This is a genomic window from Stenotrophomonas sp. YJH_SMC_6, assembly GCF_059371335.1.
On record NZ_JCAFUM010000011.1, the window covers coordinates 88780 to 108432 of the forward strand.

Annotated in this window: 16 protein-coding genes; 7 read left to right on the top strand and 9 right to left on the bottom strand. The window is 67.1% G+C overall.

Annotation, left to right across the window (positions count from 1 at the left end):
- Positions 1 to 87: 87 nt before the first annotated feature.
- Complete coding sequence (metK, locus tag AC5P9N_RS13755) at positions 88 to 1299, bottom strand: methionine adenosyltransferase (protein WP_010481882.1); 1212 nt, start codon at positions 1297 to 1299, stop codon at positions 88 to 90.
- 324 nt (positions 1300 to 1623) lie between these two features.
- Here metK and olsF point away from each other — a divergent pair, with 324 nt between their 5' ends.
- The 3 genes from olsF (at position 1624) to AC5P9N_RS13770 (ending at position 5333) form a co-directional block, all read left to right on the top strand.
- Complete coding sequence (gene olsF / locus AC5P9N_RS13760; RefSeq protein ID WP_099484689.1) at positions 1624 to 3339, top strand: bifunctional ornithine lipid synthase OlsF; 1716 nt, start codon at positions 1624 to 1626, stop codon at positions 3337 to 3339.
- Positions 3336 to 4136, top strand: a complete 801-nt coding sequence (locus AC5P9N_RS13765; protein WP_060380202.1) for a UDP-2,3-diacylglucosamine diphosphatase — start codon at positions 3336 to 3338, stop codon at positions 4134 to 4136. Before olsF ends, AC5P9N_RS13765 begins: the two co-directional genes overlap by 4 nt.
- A gap of 138 nt (positions 4137 to 4274) precedes the next feature.
- On the top strand, positions 4275 to 5333 hold the full coding sequence (locus AC5P9N_RS13770; RefSeq protein ID WP_099484688.1) for a metal-dependent hydrolase: 1059 nt from the start codon (positions 4275 to 4277) through the stop codon (positions 5331 to 5333).
- Positions 5334 to 5391: 58 nt separating this feature from the next.
- Here AC5P9N_RS13770 and AC5P9N_RS13775 read toward each other — a convergent pair whose 3' ends face one another.
- From AC5P9N_RS13775 to AC5P9N_RS13800, 6 genes are all read right to left on the bottom strand, one after another.
- A complete protein-coding gene (locus AC5P9N_RS13775) occupies positions 5392 to 6402 on the bottom strand; it encodes a glycosyltransferase family 2 protein (protein WP_012479174.1) in 1011 nt (336 codons plus the stop codon).
- Positions 6399 to 8249, bottom strand: a complete 1851-nt coding sequence (locus tag AC5P9N_RS13780) for a DUF7657 domain-containing protein (RefSeq protein WP_099484687.1) — start codon at positions 8247 to 8249, stop codon at positions 6399 to 6401. The genes AC5P9N_RS13775 and AC5P9N_RS13780 overlap by 4 nt, the downstream gene beginning before the upstream one ends.
- A 138-nt stretch (positions 8250 to 8387) precedes the next feature.
- Entirely contained in the window at positions 8388 to 9215 is an 828-nt protein-coding gene (locus AC5P9N_RS13785) for a class I SAM-dependent methyltransferase (RefSeq protein ID WP_005408109.1), read from the bottom strand.
- A gap of 57 nt (positions 9216 to 9272) precedes the next feature.
- Positions 9273 to 10268 carry a tRNA dihydrouridine synthase DusB gene (gene dusB, locus AC5P9N_RS13790; RefSeq protein ID WP_012479176.1) on the bottom strand — a complete coding sequence of 332 codons (996 nt, stop codon included), beginning with the start codon at positions 10266 to 10268 and terminating at the stop codon, positions 9273 to 9275.
- Between the two features lie 147 nt (positions 10269 to 10415).
- Entirely contained in the window at positions 10416 to 10847 is a 432-nt protein-coding gene (locus AC5P9N_RS13795) for a hypothetical protein (RefSeq protein ID WP_032966440.1), read from the bottom strand.
- Between the two features lie 109 nt (positions 10848 to 10956).
- Positions 10957 to 11874, bottom strand: coding sequence for a LysR family transcriptional regulator (locus tag AC5P9N_RS13800; RefSeq protein ID WP_049459455.1), 918 nt, complete (start codon positions 11872 to 11874; stop codon positions 10957 to 10959).
- Positions 11875 to 11966: 92 nt separating this feature from the next.
- On the opposite strand from AC5P9N_RS13800, the gene AC5P9N_RS13805 reads away from it, so the two are divergent.
- Positions 11967 to 13187, top strand: a complete 1221-nt coding sequence (locus AC5P9N_RS13805; protein ID WP_099484686.1) for an MFS transporter — start codon at positions 11967 to 11969, stop codon at positions 13185 to 13187.
- Positions 13188 to 13252: 65 nt separating this feature from the next.
- Here the strand turns inward: AC5P9N_RS13805 and AC5P9N_RS13810 are convergent, their stop codons facing one another.
- Positions 13253 to 14218 carry a ribokinase gene (locus AC5P9N_RS13810; RefSeq protein ID WP_099484685.1) on the bottom strand — a complete coding sequence of 322 codons (966 nt, stop codon included), beginning with the start codon at positions 14216 to 14218 and terminating at the stop codon, positions 13253 to 13255.
- Between the two features lie 25 nt (positions 14219 to 14243).
- A complete protein-coding gene (locus tag AC5P9N_RS13815; protein ID WP_005408115.1) occupies positions 14244 to 15542 on the bottom strand; it encodes a NupC/NupG family nucleoside CNT transporter in 1299 nt (432 codons plus the stop codon).
- Between the two features lie 193 nt (positions 15543 to 15735).
- Between AC5P9N_RS13815 and AC5P9N_RS13820 the strand changes: the two genes are divergently transcribed.
- From AC5P9N_RS13820 to AC5P9N_RS13830, 3 genes are all read left to right on the top strand, one after another.
- Positions 15736 to 16707 carry an aldo/keto reductase gene (locus AC5P9N_RS13820; RefSeq protein WP_099484710.1) on the top strand — a complete coding sequence of 324 codons (972 nt, stop codon included), beginning with the start codon at positions 15736 to 15738 and terminating at the stop codon, positions 16705 to 16707.
- A gap of 333 nt (positions 16708 to 17040) precedes the next feature.
- Positions 17041 to 17235: a hemin uptake protein HemP gene (gene hemP, locus AC5P9N_RS13825; RefSeq protein ID WP_005412278.1), complete on the top strand. Its 195-nt coding sequence runs from the start codon at positions 17041 to 17043 to the stop codon at positions 17233 to 17235.
- Positions 17236 to 17388: 153 nt separating this feature from the next.
- Positions 17389 to 19650: a TonB-dependent hemoglobin/transferrin/lactoferrin family receptor gene (locus AC5P9N_RS13830; RefSeq protein ID WP_369479382.1), complete on the top strand. Its 2262-nt coding sequence runs from the start codon at positions 17389 to 17391 to the stop codon at positions 19648 to 19650.
- The last annotated feature ends 3 nt before the right edge of the window (positions 19651 to 19653 follow it).

Here is a 19653-nt window from a genome sequence, read left to right on the forward strand (position 1 = left end):
TACCAGAAAGCAGAAGGGCCGCTTGCGCGGCCCTTCCTCAACGTCAGCCGACTAACAGTCGGCTCTACCGGTCGGCTCTCGCCGGCTTTACTTCAGCTTCGCATCGGCGCGCAGGGCGGCGGCGCGGTCGGTCTTCTCCCAGGAGAAGGCCGTGGCGTTGACGGTCTCGCCTTCGCCGTTGAGGTAGCTGAACTCCTTCGGCTTGCGGCCGAAGTGGCCGTAGGCCGCAGTCTGCTGGTACATCGGGTGCACCAGGTCCAGCATCTTGATGATGCCGTACGGGCGCAGGTCGAAGTGCTTGCGGATCAGCTTCTCGATCTTGTCGTCGCTGATCTTGCCGGTGCCGAAGGTGGTGACCGAGATCGAGGTCGGCTCAGCCACGCCGATGGCGTAGGAGACCTGCACTTCGCAACGGTCGGCCAAGCCGGCGGCAACCACGTTCTTGGCGACGTAGCGGGCCGCGTAGGCCGCCGAACGATCGACCTTGGACGGGTCCTTGCCGGAGAAGGCGCCACCACCGTGACGGGCCCAGCCGCCGTAGGTGTCGACGATGATCTTGCGGCCGGTCAGGCCGCAGTCGCCCACCGGGCCACCGATCTCGAACTTGCCGGTCGGGTTGATGTGGAACTTGGTGCCCTTGTGCAGCCACTTGGCCGGCAGCACCGGCTTGATGATCTCTTCGCGGACGGCCTCGATGAGGTCCTTCTGCTTGATGCCCGGGGCATGCTGGGTCGACAGCACCACGGCGTCGATGGCCGAGACCACGCCGTTTTCATAGCGCAGGGTGACCTGGCTCTTGGCGTCCGGACGCAGCCACGACAGCGGCGAGTTCTTTTTCTTGCGGATCTTGGCCTGCTGCTCGACCAGGCGGTGCGACAGGTGGATCGCGGCCGGCATGTAGCTGTCGGTCTCGTTGGTGGCGTAGCCGAACATCAGGCCCTGGTCGCCCGCGCCCATTTCTTCCGGCTTCTTGCGGTCCACGCCCTGGGCGATGTGCGGCGACTGCTTGCCGATCAGGTTCAGCACGCCGCAGGTGGCGCCGTCGAAGCCGACGTCGGAGCTGTCGTAGCCGATGTCCGTGATGACCTTGCGGGTCAGGGCTTCCAGGTCGATCCAGGCGCTGGTGGTGATTTCACCGGCCACGATGGCAACGCCGGTCTTGACCATGGTTTCGCAGGCCACGCGGGCGCGCTGGTCCTGGGTCAGGATCGCGTCCAGCACCGCATCGGAGATCTGGTCGGCAACCTTGTCCGGATGGCCTTCGGAGACCGACTCGGAGGTGAAGAGATAGCTGGACATCAGGCGTAATATCCCTTGATTCGGATGGAAAGATGGGCGCGAATGATACACGGGGTGCGCCGCCTGTGCATTGTGAACCTGTACCGGTTGCCGGTGGTTAAGCCCGCGTAGGCCCGGCAAGGGCCGTCCTGACGGGATTGGGCCCCGGCCTCGAGGCCCAGTGTTCCACCAGCGTGACAGCGGGGCGGGTGGCGAGGGGGGCGGTTGCGGCCTCCTCAGGCCGGGGACGACCGTCATCGTTCTGCCCCGAAACCGCCATCTGGCTGCCGCCTGCCGGGCGCAGGCTGTCGGCCAATCCGGCCGCCGGGCATGAGTGGATCCGCCATGCAGGAACTTGAACAGCGTCTCCAGCAACGCTTTCCCGATTGGTTCCATGGCCGTCGTGGCCAACTGGCGCGGCCATTGCTTCGCAGCGTCGGGCGCTGGTCGCGGTTGGACCAGATCGAAGCGTTCCTGCAGCGCAGTGCAGGATTGCGCGGATTCGGCTTCGTCGCCGCCGGGCTGGAGTTCATCGATGGCCAGTACCAGGTGGATCCGGCCGCGTTGGCGAAGATCCCGGCCACCGGTCGCTTGCTGATCGTCGCCAACCACCCGTCCGGCGCACTGGACGCGCTGGCCCTGCTGGACGCGGTCGGCCGCATCCGCCGCGATGTGCGGATCGTGGCCAACGACCTGCTGGGGGCGATCGCGCCACTGCAGGACCTGCTGTTGCCGGTGCGCATCCTCGGTGGCAAGGCCCAGCGTGGCAGCCTGCACGCTGTGGAGGAGGCGCTGGCCGCCGAGCAGTGCGTGATCGTGTTCCCGGCCGGCGAGGTCTCGCGGCTGTCGCTGCGCGGCATCCGTGATGGTCGCTGGCAGCGCGGTTTCGTCCGCTTTGCCCGTGCCGCCGGCGCGCCGGTGCTGCCGGTACGGGTGGAAGCGCGCAACTCGGCGCTGTTCTACGGCGCCTCGACCCTGTTCAAGCCGGCCGGCACCGCGCTGCTGGCGCGCGAGATGTTCACCCGCCGCGGCCGCCCGTTGCGGCTGAGCATCGGTGAGCCGATGCAGCTGGGCAAGGGCGGTGACCCGGGCGCGCAGCTGCTGGCCGTACGCCGCGCGCTGTATGCGCTGGGCCGCAATGGCGCGGCCGGCAATGCCGCTGCCTTCGCAGGCCCCGAGCCGCTGGCGGCCCCGGTGCCACCCTCGCAGGTCGCCGTCGGCATTGCCGCAGCCACCCAGCAGGGCCAGACCGCCGACGGCAAGCAGATTCTGCTGGCCACTTGTACTGCCGATTCGCCGCTGCTGCTGGAGCTGGGGCGCCTGCGCGAACTGACCTTCCGCCAGGTGGGCGAGGGCACTGGGCGCAGCCGGGACCTGGACGATTACGACCCGCAGTACGAGCACATCGTGATCTGGGACGCGGCCGCGCAGCGCATCGCCGGCGCGTACCGGATCATGCGCGGCGCCCATGCGCTGGCCCGGCACGGCCTGTCCGGGCTCTACAGCGCGTCGCTGTTCCGCTATTCCGACGATGCCATCACCCACATCGCCGAAGGCCTGGAACTGGGCCGCAGCTTCGTGGTGCCCGACTACTGGGGCAGCCGCAGCCTGGACTACCTGTGGCAGGGCATCGGTGCCTACCTGCAGTGCCGGCCGGGTATCCGCTACCTGTTCGGCGCCGTGTCGATCAGCGCGGCGCTGCCACGCGATGCGCGCGAGCAGCTGGTGGCGTACTACCAGCGCTATTACGGCGGTACCGCCGGCCTGGCCGAATCGAACCGCCCGTTCCAGTACTTCGCCGCGCCGCCGAGTTTTGGCGAGCTGGATGCAGGCGCCGCGTTCGATGTGCTCAAGGCCAACCTGGCCGCACTCGGCACCGGCGTGCCGACGCTGTATCGCCAGTACACAGATCTGTGCGAACCCGGTGGCGCGCGCTTCCTCGCCTTCGGTGTCGACCCGGACTTCAGCGATTCGATCGACGGCCTGATCGAAGTGGACCTGTGCGCGATCCGGCCGAACAAGCGCAAACGCTACCTGCGCGATGCGGGGACGCCGGCATGAGCGTGCTGGCGAACCTGTCGCCGCACCGGCGCGCAGTGTTCGTCTCCGACGTGCACCTGGGTTCACGTCATTGCCATGCCACCGAACTGGCACGCTTTCTCTCGCAGCTGCGCTGTGAGCGTCTGTACCTGGTCGGCGACATCATCGACCTGTGGTGGATGGCCCATCGCCGTGCCAACTGGCGGCAGTCGCACAGCGAGGTCATCCAGGCCCTGCACGCGCTGCGCCGTGCCGGGACCGAGATCATCTACATTCCCGGCAACCACGATGCCTCGCTGCGCCAGGTGTGCGGGCTGATGCTGCCAGCGATGCAGGTGCGCCGCCGCGCCATCCACGTGACCGCCGATGGCCGTCGCCTGCTGGTCGCGCACGGCGACGAGTACGACGGCGTGACCCACTTCGGTGGCCTGCAGGAGAGATTCGGCGACTGGCTGTACTACCGCATCCTCACCGGCAACCAGGCCTTGAATGCAGTGCGGCGCCGGCTGGGCATGCGCTACTGGTCGCTGTCGGAGTTCCTGAAGAAGCGCAGTGGTGCGGCTGAGCGCTACATCGAGCGCTTCGTGCAGGCCGGGCTGGACGACGTGCGCCGGCGTGGTCTGGATGGCATCGTCTGCGGCCACATCCACCGCGCGGCGCTGGTCGAACGCGATGGCCTGGTCTATGCCAACGACGGCGACTGGGTGGAGAGCCTGACCGCACTGGCCGAAGACCACGATGGCGCGCTGCGCCTGCTCGATCACAATGGCCAGACCCTGGTGGAACTGCCGGGCGCGCGGCTGTCGCAGGCGGCGTAACCCGTTCCGTAGAGTCGACTGTCGCGCGTAGCGCGTGGTTTCCGCGGCCTGATGGGAGAGCAGTCGACCAGCAGTCGACTCTACAGACGCGGTGTCCGGGAGTGAGACGGCGCGCCCGCAAGCCGCTAGCATCGGTCCATGGATTCCCTGACCCAGATCGTGCTCGGCGGCGCCGTCGCTGCTGCCATCGCTCCGCCCGGCCAGCGCCGCGCGGCCCTGCTGGCCGGTGCCGCGCTCGGCACCCTGCCGGACCTCGATGCCCTGTGGTTGGGCTTCACCGCCGCCGACCCGGTGGCGAACATGATCGAGCACCGCAGCTTCAGCCATTCGCTGCTGGTGTTGCCCTGGGTGGCGGCACTGATCTGGTGGTTGTTCAAGCGCTTCGGCAACGGCCGCGTCGCGCAGTCACCGGTGCGCTGGTTCTGGGCGATCCAGCTGGCGCTGGTCACCCATCCCGTGCTGGATGCGTTCACCGTCTACGGCACCCAGTTGTGGTGGCCGCTGCGCCCACACCCGACCATGGGTTCCAGTGTCTTCATCATCGATCTTGGCTACACGGTGTGGCTGCTGCTGGGTTGCGTGCTGGCCTGGTTTGGCCGCGCCCGCCCCTGGGCTGGCAAGGTGCTGGGCGTGGCGTTGCTGGTCAGCAGCGGCTACCTGGGCTGGGGCCTGATCGCAAAGGCCCAGGTCGACCGTGCTGCCCAGCAGAGCCTGGCGGCGATGGGTCTGGGCGATGCACCGCGCTTCTCGGTGCCGATGCCGTTCAACACCCTGCTGTGGCGCGTGGTGGCGATGACGCCGAACGGCTACGTGGTGGGCGACCGCTCGCTGGTGGCCGACCATGGACCGATGCAGTTCGAAGGCCATGCGTCCAATGTACAGGCGTTGCGCGAAGCAGGGAGCATCCCGGCAGTGCAGCAGCTGACGTGGTTCAACCGGGGCTTCATGCGTGCACAGGTGGTGGACGGGCGGCTGGTCCTGAGCGACCTTCGCATGGGGCTGGAGCCGGACTACACCTTCAACTTCGCCGTGGCCGAGCAGGTCGACGGGCAGTGGCGACCGATCACGCCCGAGCAGGTGCGGACGGATTACAGCAGCCCGGCCGCGCGCGCGGATGCCGGGCGCCGGCTGGCGGCGATGTGGCAGCGGATCTGGCACGAGCCTGCAGCCTCCGCGACTGGTGCGGCGCACCCGTAGATCCACGCCATGCGTGGATGGCGGGACATCGGCAGTGGCAGCCACGCATGGCGTGGCTCTACTGCGGTTGGCGGTTGAGCTTGATCGAACGGTTCAGCACCTGGCGTGGGACGTTGGCAATGTCAAAGCCAACGAACGCCAGCAGGAACTGCAGCCCGGAGATCAGCGCGACCATGGCGATCATGATGGTACCCACCGGCGTGGCGACATCGGCCTGGGCCGACCGCACCCAGTGGTACAGCCCGAACAGCCCCCCGAAGGCGAGCAGGCTGCTGCCGGCGATCAGCTCCAGTGACGCGATGCTGAGGTCGCGCAGGAAATAGTTGTAGGCAATGCGCTTGAGCGTGTTGCGCAGGTGCTTGAAGCTGAACTCTCCCAGGATGCGACCGATGCGCAGGTTGCTGGTTTCGTCGCCGTAGTGGGCGTCCATTGCCACATCCTGCACGACCGCGCGCACGGTGTTCAGTCGGAACAGCATGTCGGTCTCGAAGAAATAGCGGTCGCTGACCGCCTCGAGCTTCAGGTGGCTGGCGACCTTGGCATGGATGGCGGTGTAGCCGTTGGTCGGGTCGAACACCTGCCAGTACCCGGATGAGGCCTTGGTCATGAAGGACAGCAGCAGGTTGCCCAGACGCCGCACCGGGGGCATGCGGCGGATGTGGGTCAGGTTCCAGAATCGGTTGCCCTTGGTGTAGTCGGCATGGCCGTCGGCGATCGGCGCGACGAAGTCCATCAGCAGCGCCGGGTCCATCTGCCCATCGCCATCGACCTTCACCAGAATGTCCATGCCATCTGCGATGGCCGCGCGGTACCCGGTCTTGATCGCACCGCCGACGCCAAGGTTGTGCTGATGGAACAGCACGGCGATGCGCGGGTCGTTGGCTTCGGCCAGGATCAGGCGGCCGCTGCCGTCGGGGCACGCATCATCCACGCAGTAGATCGCCGTTACCGCATCATCGATCGCCGCGAGGACGGACAGCACGTGGCGGGTCACTTTGTAGCAGGGGATGATTACGGCGATCCGAGCCGGCGTGGATGCGGAGGGCGTAATGGTGGTCATCGGACTCATGGGGCTGGGTGGGCCAGCAGGGCCTTTGCCGGCAGTTCCACCAGATCCCCCTGCAGCACCCGTGGTGCGTCGCCCTCAGGCGCTACGGTGATGTGGTGGTAGCGGTTGAAGGTGAAATTGAACGCCTCGTCGGACATCAATGGGAAGTACCGGCGGAAGTATTCCATCTGTGGCAGGTACAGCACATGGTTCACGGCGGGAATACCAACACCCGGCAGGAGGGCCCCGAACCCACCGGGAGCCACCAGCGCGCCTTCGGGCGTGGTGGCTGAGCCCCGGGCTTGCAGGGAGTGCAGGACGGCAGTGCGGTCCATTGCGAAGATCGGCCCGGCAGGCTGCACAGGGTTGAACAAGCCATTGCCCAGCAGATTGGCCAAGGCGGCGGTGGCCAGGACCAAGGTGGCCGCATGCGCCGACAGCTTTGGGCGGCGGGCGGCAACGGCCAGCCCCGCCAAGCAGAGATAGGGAATGGCATCGGCGGCGCTGTGCAGGCGGCTGAACTGGCCTTCGCCGAACAGGAACTTGGCCACGCTGCCAGCCATCAGCAGCGCAGCCAGCAGCAGCAGACGCCTGCGCTCCAGGCGTACGCCGCAATGGACCAGGATCATCGCGCAGCCGATGTTGAGCAGCAGGCCGAACGCCAGCAGCGCGCGTGCGGGTGGCACCATCGAGAGCCCGGTCAACTTGCCGACCAGAACGGGCACGGGCAGGAAGATCCAGCAGGCGATCAGCAGTACGCCAGCGGCGAGGGCCAGCACGCTGCCGCGGTGGCCCCGCACCCATTCGCGCAGTCGTGCGCCGTCAGCAAGGACCAGGGTGAACAGCGGCAACAGGCTGCCGAGTACGGCGATCTCGCACTCGTTGGAGCCATTGAACATTGGCAGCGGTGCAAACCGGTAGGTCATCAGGTTCGGGAAGACGTGCGCGAACAGGGACGTCAGCCCGACCCCACCTCCGGCGCTCTGGCGCTGGCCCGGATAAACCGTGTTGCGCACGATCGGGATGATGTCGTGGAAGTAACCGATGAACACGGCCAATGCCAGCGCGCCTGCGATGCCGGCATCGATCAGTCGTGGAAGCGTGAGGGCATCGCGACGGAAGGCCAGGACCAGCACCGCCATGGCCAGCAGCGAGGAAATGATGAAGGGCGGATAGGACACTGCGATCACCCAGACAGCGAGGGCGTACGCACTGGCCAGGATGCGAACCCAGCGATTGCCGATGCACAGCCAGGCTGCGGCGGCCCAGGGTGCCAGAGCGAAGGCACCGGCATTGCTGGTCCACCAGACCTGCACGAATGGCGCGAAGAACAGCGTGGCCGAAACCAGCACTGCGGCTGGTACCGGCATCCGCAGTTGGCGCAGGAACAGGGCCCATCCGCTCAGGAAGGCCATGGCCATGAACATGAAGAAGAACGAATAGGCGTTCGCTGCTGGCAACACGAAGAACGCCCAGTGGTAGGGCTTGAACAGCAGGCCCCAGTCGAGCAGCGGCAGCGCCTGGAAGGTGCGCAGTGACTCGTGGTACGGCGAGTGTGCGTTGAACTGGCCGAAATCGTTGTTGACCGCGATCTGGATGTAGGGCGTGAACACGATCCACTCATCGCTGCGGATCATGCGGGCGCTGCCAAGTACCGGGTTCTGTGGCGCCAGGCCGAGATACTCGTAGGCCAGCGAGTAGGAGGATGGCGTCAGCGCGAATGCGACGTAGAGAATGCACAACAGCGCGATGATCCCGGCGAGCAGGCGCGTCTGGCTGGGCAGGAGTCCGCCCGGCAGGTTCACATCATGGGTGGAGAAAGGCGTTCGTCCGCTGTCACTCATCATGCGCTCGCAGGTAAGGTCCATCCATGCGCGACGTACCCGCACACCGATGCCTGAGGGCAATAGAGGGGGATCCCGGCACGCGCCGTTTCGAGGCCGGGACTGCGGGATTCTAGCCGGTTGCCGCCGGAGCCGCAGGCCATCCTGTGGCGAGGATGGGCCTCAATACACCGTCGCGCGGCCCTGCACGAACGAGTAGAAGAACACCGCGTTCGGGTCGTTCTGCACCAGGCGGAACTCGCGGCGCATGCCCTCCACGGTTTCCTCGTCCACCGAGCCGGCCTGCAGCAGCTGGTCGGCGGCCGACAGCAGCAGCTGTTCCCAGAACGCGATCATCGTCTTGCGACGCGCCGGCTCGCGGTTGTCCAGGTGGATGGTCTTGATCTCGGTGTGCACGTCGCGGAAGCCGCCGGCCAGCAGCAGGTTGCCCAGCTTGGCGCCGACGAACGGGTCGCCCCCGTGGTCGTACTGGAAATCGTTGAAGGCCATCCAGTAGCGCCAGATGTGCGGCGAATACGGATCGAGCAGGAACGAGGCATTCATCACTTCGGTGATGTACACCGGCGAACCCGGTGCCAGCACCCGGCGCACTTCGCTCAGCACACGTGCGGGTGACGGCACGTGCTCCAGCACCCAGCACAGGAACGCCGCGTCGAAGCTGCGTGCCTCGAACGGCAGCTCACCGGCATCGGCCTGCTGCAGGGTATAGCGGTCGCTGCACCACGGCGTGCGCGCCAGGTTCTCGCGCGCGGTGGCCAGCTGCGTTTCGCTCAGGTCCACGCCGGTCACGTGCAGCTCGGGGAAGCGGCGCAGCAGGATCTCGGTCTGTGCGCCCACGCCGCTGCCGACTTCCAGCAGGCGACGTGCGCCGCTGTAGTCGATCTGGCCGAAGATGCTTGACTCCAGCAGCCGGGCCTGGGTCATCAGGCGCTGCTGCTCGGTGCCGGAAAACCCGTGCAGATAGGTCGGGGAGGAAATCGGCGGGGTCATGGTGGGCTCTTGTAGCGTCGAGCTGGCTCGACTGTTCGCAAACGCGGGGCTGGCGGCTCAGGCCGCCGAAGGCAGCGCCGGTTCCCCGGCGATCAGGCGGTCGAAGTATTCGGTGGTCAATGCGATCTGGCTGGCCGGATCCTCGGCACGGTTGACCACCGCGCGGAAAGCGGCATTCTCCGGCCGGTCCTTGGCATACCAGCCCAGGTGCTTGCGCGCGATGCGCACGCCCTGCGGCTCGCCATAGAACGCATGCAGCGCGTGCAGGTGGCCAAGCAGGATGTCGCGCACTTCCGCCAGTGATGGCGGTGGCAGTTCCTCGCCGGTGGCCAGGTAGTGCGCCACTTCGCGGAAGATCCACGGCCGGCCCTGCGCCGAGCGACCGATCATCACCGCATCCACGCCGGTTTCCTTCAGGACGTAGGCGGCCTTCTGCGGCGAATCGATATCGCCGTTGGCGATCACCGGAATGCGCAGCGCGGCCTTGATCTCGCCGATCGTGGCGTACTCCGCCTGGCCGGTGTAGTGCTGGTCGCGGGTACGGCCGTGCACCGCCAGTGCCGCGATACCGCTGTCCTCGGCGATGCGTGCGATCAGCGGGCCATTGCGATGATCGCAGTCCCAACCGGTACGGATCTTCAGCGTGACCGGCACGTCCACCGCGTTGACCACGGCCTCGAGGATGCGCGCCACCAGTTGCTCGTCGCGCATCAGTGCCGAACCGGCCCAGGCGTTGCACACCTTCTTGGCCGGGCACCCCATGTTGATGTCGATGATCTGCGCGCCGTGGTCGACGTTGTAGCGCGCGGCCTCGGCCAGCTGCTGCGGCTCGGTGCCGGCGATCTGCACGCTGATCGGGGCCGGTTCGCCGTCATGGTCCATGCGGTGGATCGACTTGCGCGTGTTCCAGAAGCGCGGATCACTGATGGTCATTTCCGAGGCGGCCAGACCCGCGCCCAGCCGTTTGCACAGCAGGCGGAAGGGCTTGTCGGTGACGCCGGCCATGGGCGCCAGCACGACGTTGGGGGCAATGGTGTACGGGCCGATCTGCATGCGCCCATTGTAGGGCGCGCGCGGCGGTACGGCCGCGTCGGGCGCGGTCCGGTTCAGGCCGATCGGCACCGACCTCATGCCGTACCGGCATCAGCAGATGCTTGACGGTTGCTTCCGCCGCCCCCAAGGGCGGGCGATGGTAGGCGGCTACCCCAGGCTCTGCCAGGCCTGCCGGGTCCCCAGCGCGAAGGCCAGCCCCAGGCAGAGGCAGACCAGTGAACTGGCTACCCAGAAGCGCCGGCCGTTGTAGCCGGGCCGGAGCAGCGCCAGGCCGAAGCCCATCGCCGCGCGCAGCAGCAACAGCAGGGCGATGCCCGTCAGGACCAGACGACTGGCCGGCAGCGGCGAATGCCAGCCCGCGGCGGCCAGTGCGTACAGCGCCCAGGCCACCAGCACGGCAGTAATGCCGGCGGTCATCAGCGGCGGCCACCAATGCCCGGCCTGTGCCAGCCGGACCATGCGCTGGCCAGCACCGAAGTACCTGTACCACGCGGCGCCGAAGGCAATGCAGCCGATATGCAGCAAGGCTGCGATGGCACTACCGGCGGCGGCAACCAGCAACCAGGGGAATCCGTCCATGTCCTGCCCACGCTGAAACGCTGCGCGGATGGTGGGTGAGGGGCGGGATGCGGGCAATGCGACCGGCAGTCGCAGCTGTTCGATGCGACCGCCGCCGATGGCGCTTCGCTCAGCGCGGCGGATCGATCTGCAACCCGGCGCCGAGACGGTCCAGGGCCACGTCCACGCGTGGCAGCCGTTGCCGGCCCTGCGGCCACAGCAGGCGCAGCGGCAGGCCGCGGCAGTCCAGTGACGGCAGGATCGAGACCAGGCTGCCGCGCGCCAGCGCGTCATCGACCAGCCAGGTGGCCAGCTGCGCGATGCCGAAGCCGGCCTCGACCGCCGCCACCTGGGCCTCGGCGCTGCCAACCACCAGGCGCGCGCGGGCCTGCAGCGGTGTACTGCGCTGCCTGCCATCGGCCACCTGCCACGGCCCGATGCTGCCGTCCGCGCGTCCGAACAGCACACCGTCATGCCCGGCCAGCTCGGCGGCCGAGCGGGGCTGGCCATGCCGAAGCAGGTAGGCCGGGGAGGCGCAGAAGCGCAGGCATTCGTAACCGAGCAGGCGGCTGCCCAGCATGGCGGGCAGCGGCTCGGGACCGCCGATGCGTACGGCGAGGTCGACGCCGTCCTCGGCGAGGTCGCTGAAGCGGTCGCTGAAGGTCACCTGCGGATGCAACTGTGGAAACTCGGCGGCCAGCTGCAGCAGCAACGGCCAGACTTTGAGGCGCCCGAAGGTGGCCGGCGCATCCACCCGCAGGCGGCCCACGGGCGCGTCTGCGTGCGAGACCAGCACCGACTCGGCATCGGCCAGCTCGCCCAGCACCCGCACGCAGGTGCGATAGAAGCCCTCACCAGCCTCGGTCAGGCGAAGGCGGCGCGTGCTGCGTTCGAACAACCGCGCGCCCAGGCGTGTCTCCAGCCGTGCGATGGTCTTGCCCACCGCCGAACTGGTCAGGTGCAGGCGTTCGGCGGCGGCAGTGAAGCTGCCGGCATCGGCGGTGGCGACGAAGGCCTCGATGCCGCGCAGGCGCTCGGTGGGAAGCATGGGGAATTTCTGTCCGGAATCGATGGAAAACATAGCAGCAATCGGAATCCGGGGAGGAAATAGGCTGGCGGCCCCTGTTCTGATGCCTGCCCATGTTCTCCCTCGATTCCGCCGCGGCCGCTGTCCGCGCAAACGGCCGCGCACGCCTTTCGGTTGTCCTGCTGGCGGTGTCCGCCTTCGTCATCGTCACCACCGAGTTCCTGATCGTCGGCCTGTTGACGGCGCTGGCGCGCGACATTGGCCTGGGCATCGCCCGCGCCGGGCAGCTGGTTACCTTGTTCGCGTTCACCGTGATGCTGGCCGGGCCACCGTTGACCGCGCTGCTGTCACACGTCGGCAGGCGCCGCCTGTTCGTGGCCATCCTGCTGTTGTTCGCGGGTTCCAACGCGCTGGCCGCGATGGCCACGCAGCCGTGGCTGCTGGCGCTGGCGCGGGTGCTGCCGGCACTGGCCCTGCCGGTGTTCTGGGGCACCGCCAGTGAGACTGCTGCGCAGCTGGCCCCTGCAGGGCAGGGCGGTCGTGCGGTCGCGCGGGTCTACCTGGGTATCACCGCCGCAATGCTGTTCGGTATCCCGCTGGGTACGTTGGCTGCCGACGCCCTCGATTGGCGCGGCAGCTTCTGGCTGTTGGCGGCCCTGTCGCTGTTGATGGCCGGCGCGCTGGCGTTGTGGATGCCGGACACCGTGGCCGGACCGCGGCGCGCGCTGGGCGAACAGGCACGAGTACTGCGCCAGCCGCAGTTGCTGGGCGATGTGCTGCTGTCGGTGCTGGTGTTCACCGCGATGTTTGCTGCCTATACCTACCTGGCCGATGTGCTGGAGCGGCTGATGCAGGTACCGGCGGCACAGGTGGGCTGGTGGCTGATGGGCTTCGGAGCTGTCGGGTTGATCGGCAATGCACTGGGTGGGCGCTGGGTCGATCGTGCGCCGCTGGGCGCGACCCTGGTGTTCTGCGCGGTGCTGGCGCTGGGCGTGCTGGCCAGTGTCGGGCTGGCCGGCCACGGCACGTTCGTGCTGATCGCACTGGCCCTGTGGGGTGTGGCGCATACCGCATTGTTCCCGCTGTGCCAGGTGCGGGTGATGCGTGCGGCGCCGCAGGCGCAGGCGCTGGCGGGAACCTTGAATGTGTCCGCGGCCAACGCCGGCATCGGCCTCGGCGCGCTGCTGGGAGGTGGGGCCATCGAACGCTTCGGGCTTGCCTCGCTGGGCGTGGTGGCCGCTGCCGTGGCGCTGCTGGCAATCGTCGCGGGCCTGCTGCTGCGGCAGCTTGCCCGGTCTCGCTCATCCACGCATGGCGTGGATCTGCCTCATTGAAAGGCAAACAAAAAAAGCCCGGGTGTCTGCACACCCGGGCTTCTTCATCCACGCATGGCGTGGATCTACTTTGCTTCGGCGTCGGCCGGGGTGAAGCGCGGCATCGCCGCTGCAGCACCTTCCTTCTCGGTCGAACGACCGGCGAACTGGTTGGCGAAGCGCACGTGGCGGGCGAACGGGGCGTCGGCCACCTGCGCCAGCGACGCGGCCAGCGCACCGTTGAAGGCGTCACCGGCACCGGTGGTGTCGATGGCCTGTACCTGTTCGGCGCCCACGCGGTAGTACGGCTGGGTATCGCCGCGCAGGTTCTCGTCGGCATGCGACACGAACACGCCCACCGAGCCCAGGGTGACCACCACGGTACCGTTGCCGACCAGCTTGCGGCACAGCGCGTGCAGGCTGGCGCCATCCAGCGCGGCGACGTCGTTGGCATCCACGCGCTCACCGACATGGCGGCCGAGCAGGGCAGCGAACTCGGTCTCGTTCGGGGTGATCACATCGGCCAGCTTGAGCAGGCCGATGGTCGAGGGGGCATCGGCCGGTGCGGTGTTGAGCACGGTGGTGACGCCGGCCTCGCGGGCCGTGGCCAGTGCCGCTTCGATGGTCTGCACCGGCGATTCCAGCTGCACCAGCACCACCCTGGCGCCGGTCAGCAGGGCCTGCTGCTGTTGCAGGAAGTCGGTGCTCAGCGCAGCGTTGGCACCCGGGCCGATCACGATGGTGTTGCGGCCACGGGCATCGACGTAGATGCCGGCGGTGCCGGTCGGTTCGCTGCTGGCTTCGGCGATGAGGTCGAAACCATCCTGCGCCGCCAGTTCGCGCGCGGTGGCGCCACCGGCGTCGTCGCCCAGCGCGCACACGAAGTGCGTCTCGGCACCGGCGCGGCAGGCCGCCACGGCCTGGTTGAAGCCCTTGCCACCGGGGCCGGTGCTGTAGCGGCCGGCAATGGTCGCGCCCGGTGCCGGCAGCGACTCGCACCGCCACACGTGATCGACATTGAAGGAACCGACGACAACGACACTGCTGCTCATAGGGAATCTTTTCTCAACCAAGGGTTCAACTGAAGTGCGTCAGCACGCCGGCGATGGTCGCCGTCATGAAGGTGGCAATGGTACCGCCCAGCACCGCGCGCAGGCCGAACTTGGCCAGGTCGTGGCGACGTTCCGGAGCCAGGCCACCGATGCCGCCGATCTGGATCGCGATCGAGCTGAAGTTGGCGAAGCCGCACAGCGCGTAGGTCGCGATCAGGCGACCTTCGCTGGACAGGCTGACGCCAGCCACCTGGCCGTTCACGATCTGCGACAACTCGGTGTAGGCCACGAACTCGTTGATCACGACCTTCTGGCCGATCAGCGAACCGACGGTGGTGGCATCGGCCCACGGCGTACCGATCACCCAGGCGATCGGGGCCAGCAGGTAGCCGAAGATGGTCGACAGGTTGGTCGGCTTGCCGATCTGCGCAGCCAGGCCGGTCACTTCACCGATCCAGGTCAGCGGGGCGTTCAGCAGCGCGATCAGGGCGATGAAGGCCAGCAGCATCGCGCCGATGTTCAGCGCCAGCTTCAGGCCGTCGCCGGCGCCGGCCGCAGCCGCGTCGATGATGTTGCTGGAGGTCTTTTCGACTTCCATCTTCACCGTGCCGCGGGTGAGCGGGGTGCCGGTTTCCGGGATCAGCAGCTTGGCCACGACCAAGGTGGCCGGCGCGGCCATGATGCTGGCCGCCAGCAGATGCTTGGCGTAGAAGGCCTGCTGCGCTGGGTCGCCGCCGCCAAGCATGCCCACGTAGGCCGCCAGCACGCCGCCGGCGATGTGTGCCATGCCGCCGATCATCATGGTCAGCAGCTCGGACTGGGTCATCCTGGCGATGTACGGGCGCACGGTCAGCGGCGCCTCGGTCTGGCCGATGAAGACGCTGGCGCAGACGCTGGTGGTTTCCGCACCGGACACACGCATGACCTTGGTGATCGCCCACGCCATCACGCGCACGATCGCCTGCATGATGTTCAGGTGGTACATCACCCCCATCAGCGCCGAGAAGAAGATGATGGTCGGCAGCACCTGGAAGGCGAAGATGAAGCCGTAATTCTTGGTGTCCATCAACGAGCCGAAGATGAAACCGGAACCCTCGTTGACGAAGCTCAGCACCTTGACGAAGCCGTGGCCCAGCGCGTCGAACACGTCGCGCCCGCCCGGCACCAGGATCACCAGCGCCGCGAAGGCGATCTGCAGGGTGATACCGGTGGCAACCAGCTTCCAGTCAACCGCGCGCTTGTTATTGGAAAACAACCAGGTGATGCCGATCAGCACCGCCAACCCGAACAGGCCGAAGCCGATCCTGCCCAAACCTTCGACCATGTGAGTGACTCCCCTGGGGCGTCGCGAAAAACGGGAAGCCTAGTGCAGGGCAGGGGCCGGGGCAAGAAAAAGCAGCGTGCGCGCGGCCAACGGTACCGATCAGGCCAGCAACGGCAAGGGCTTGCGGCTGGCGGCGGCAGGTAGAATGGGGGTCGATCCCGGCCCGGATGCGGGCCCGCAGCAGGAGATTCGCATGCAATACCGTCGCCTGGGCTCCACCGGCCTGCCGATTTCCGCCCTTTCCTTCGGCGCCTGGGTGACCTTCGGTGACCAGATCCCGCGTGATGAGGCCCGCAACCTGGTGGCCGCCGCCTGGGATCATGGTGTCAACTTCTTCGACAACGCCGAGGGCTATGCCAACGGCCGTGCCGAACAGGTCATGGGTGACGTGATCGCCGACCTGCGCCTGCCGCGCGACGGTTTCTGCGTGTCCAGCAAGGTGTTTTTCGGCAGCGCCAAGGACCCGCGGCCGACCCAGCGCGGGCTGTCGCGCAAGCACGTGACCGACGCCTGCCACGCTGCACTCAAGCGCCTGCGGGTGGACTACCTGGACCTTTACTACTGCCACCGCCCGGATCCGGACGCGCCGATCGCCGAGACCGTGCATGCGATGGACACCCTGGTGCGGCAGGGCAAGATCCTCTACTGGGGCACCTCGGAGTGGTCGGCGGTGCAGATCCAGCAGGCGCTGGACATCGCCGAGGCGCGCAACCTGCAGGGCCCGTCGATGGAGCAGCCGCAGTACAACCTGCTGCACCGCGAGCGGGTCGAGGTCGAGTACGCGCCGCTGTATGCCGGTGCCGGCCTGGGTACCACCATCTTCTCGCCGCTGGCGTCGGGCCTGCTCACCGGCAAGTACGACCAGGGCATTCCGGCCGATGCACGGCTGGGGCGGGAAGGCATGGAGTGGTTGCAGAACCTGGTGCTGGGGGCCGACGCCGGGGCCCGCCTGGGCCAGGTGCGGCGCTTCAGCGAGGTGGCACGCGCGCTGGGCCACGCCCCGGCCACGCTGGCCATTGCCTGGTGCCTGCGCAACCCGAACGTTTCCAGCGTGATCCTCGGCGCCAGCCGGGTCAGCCAGCTGCTGCAGAACCTGCAGGCGTTGGAAGTGCTGGAGCAGGTCGATGCGGCCGGCTGGGCCGAGGTCGAAGCCGTCTTCGCCTGAACCCCGGGGCCGACCGGGCCTGGGGGCCTCGGTCGGGCCGGCTCGGGCTCGGGCCTCGGTTGTAGAGTCGACTGTTAGTCGACTGCTTCGAATAGTCGACTGCTTCGAATAACCGACTGCTTCGAATAACCGACTGCTTCGAATAACCGACTGCTTCCAGCAACAGCAGACGACTGACAGTCGACTCTACACATATGTCGCCAATTGATTGGCAACATCTATCGAATTTCAGAATTCGATCATTAATCTCATCAATCAAATTGAGAATGGTTGTTGATTGTCAACTGAGAATCATTATCATTTGACTCGTCCCTCGCACGAGTCCAGATGCTCATGAATGCTCAACCTGTACTGCTGCGCCCCGAAACGCTGACCCTCCGCGATCGACCGGTCCGCGTCGTTCCGCCGGAAGAGGTCATCGACAGCGAAGCCCTGCTCAAGGGCCGTCGTGAAATCCTGATCCAGCACGGCGACCGCTTCTATCGCCTGCGGCACACCAGCAACGACAAGCTGATCCTGACCAAGTAATCGCGGTCTGGTCGCCCGCCTCCCTCCCTCCTGCCGGCAGCGCCGACAGGGTGGGCGACCCGTCCGCTCCCGCTCTCTCCCCCTCGGTCTACCGCGTGCACCTTCCGGGTGTGCCGGTAACCGGGGGTTCCCCTGCCTGACCGAACGAACCCGATGACCCGCCATACCGCCCTTTGCCTTGCTGTCTGGATGGCGCTGCCGCTGTCCGCCCACGCTGCTGCCACTGCTGCCACTGCTGCCACTGCTGCCCCCGATGCGCGCGAATTCGATCGGGTGCAGGTCACCGCCACCCGCACCGAGCGGGCGGTGAGCGACGTGGCGGCCACGGTGGATGTCATCGACCGTGAGCAGATGGACCGGCACCTGGTGCAGGACATCAAGGATCTGGTGCGCTACGAGCCGGGACTGTCGGTCACCCGCAGCGCGACCCGCTTCGGCCTGGATGGTTTCCGCATCCGTGGCCTGGACGGCAACCGCGTGCGCATCCAGACCGACGGCATCGTCATGCCGACCCGGTTCGACATCGGTTCGTTCGCCAGTTCCAACCGCAACTTCACCGACCTCGATACGCTCAAGCGCGTCGAGATCGTGCGTGGACCGGCCAGCTCGCTGTACGGCTCCGACGCACTCGGTGGCGTGGTCGCGTTCGTGACCAAAGACCCGGCCGACTATCTCAAGGACGGCAAGAACAGCTACTTCGGCCTGAAGTTCGGCTACGACGGTGAGTGGAAGGGCCTGCTCGGCGGTGCCACCGCCGCCTTCGGTGGCGACCACTGGAGCGGCCTGGTCAACGTCAACCATCACCAGGGCCAGGAAACGGACAACAAGGGCACGGTGCGCAGCGACAACGACACCCGCACCGCGTCCAATCCGCAGGATCGCGACGGCCGCAGCCTGCTCAGCAAACTGGTCTATGCACCCAGCGAGGACCAGCGCTTCCGCTTGACCGTGGAAGGCAACGAAGACACCACCGATACCAATGTGCTGTCGGCGATCGCCAGCGTTGCACCGCGCCCCGGCGCGATGGCTGCGGCCACTGGCATGAAGTCCCACGACACCCAGAAGCGCAACCGCGTGTCCTTCGCCCACGAGATGGATGCGCTGGACCAGCCGTTCGCCGACAGCCTGCATTGGCAGGTGTACGCGCAGAACAGCGAAACCCGGCAGCAGACCGACGAGACCCGCACCGACGGCACCCGCCGCCACCGCGTGTTCTCCTTCGACCAGCATGCCTATGGCCTGCAGGCGCAGTTCAACAAGGCGTTCACCACCGGCAGCGTCGAGCACGCATTGACCTACGGTTTCGAAGGCACCCGTACCGAGATCCGCCAGAAGCGCGACGGCTATCAGGTCAGCAAGGCTGGCGTGGTCAGCAACACGGTGCTGCCGGACACCTTCCCGGTGCGTGACTTCCCGATCAGCAAGACCACCGAGCTGGGCCTGTATGCACAGGATGAGATGCGCTTTGCCGATGGCCGGCTGTCGCTGGTACCGGGCGTGCGCGTGGACCGCTACGAGCTGAAGCCGGAAGTGGACAGCATCTTCGCCGAAGACAACCCGACCACGGCCGTGGCGCAGCTGAAGAAGACCAGCGTGTCGCCGAAGCTGGGCATGGTCTGGCGCTTCACCGACGAATGGTCGCTGTTCGCCGGTTATGCGCGTGGCTTCCGTTCGCCGCCGTACAACGACGTCAACATCGGCCTGACCAACGTCGCCTTCCGCTATACCGCCATCGCCAACCCGGATCTGAAGCCGGAAACCAGCGACGGTTACGAACTGGGCCTGCGCTTCATCGCGCCGGCGGCGTACGTCAGCGTCAGCGGCTACTACAACGACTACAAGGATTTCATCCAGTCCAACGTCGATACCGGTCGCAACGCACAGGGTTTGACCGTGTTCCAGTCGCAGAACATCGCCGACGCGCGCATCTATGGCGCGGAAATGAAGGCCGGCATCGAGTTCGGCGAACTCAGCCCGGCGCTGAAGGGCTGGGCGCTGCGCAGTGCGTTGGCATGGTCGCGTGGTGACAACCGGACCGATGACGAACCGCTGGCCTCGGTCGATCCGCTGCGTGGCACGCTGGGCCTGATGTACGACACCGATACCTGGGGCGTCGAACTGGCCGGTACCTTCGTGCAGCGCAAGAAGCGCCTGTCGCCGCCTGCAGCGCAGACCAATCCGAACGCACCGGCGCCGTTCGTCTACCAGCCGGCCGGCTACGGCGTGCTGGACCTGATGGCGCACTGGAACTTCGCGCCGGGTGCCACCTTCAATGTCGGCGTGTTCAACCTGGCCGACAAGCGCTACATCGAATGGTCGTCGATCACCCCGAGCCTGATCACCGATCGCGCACTGAGCGATCGTTTCAGCAGCCCGGGCCGCACCTTCTCCGCCAGCCTTGCCGTTTCCTGGTGACCT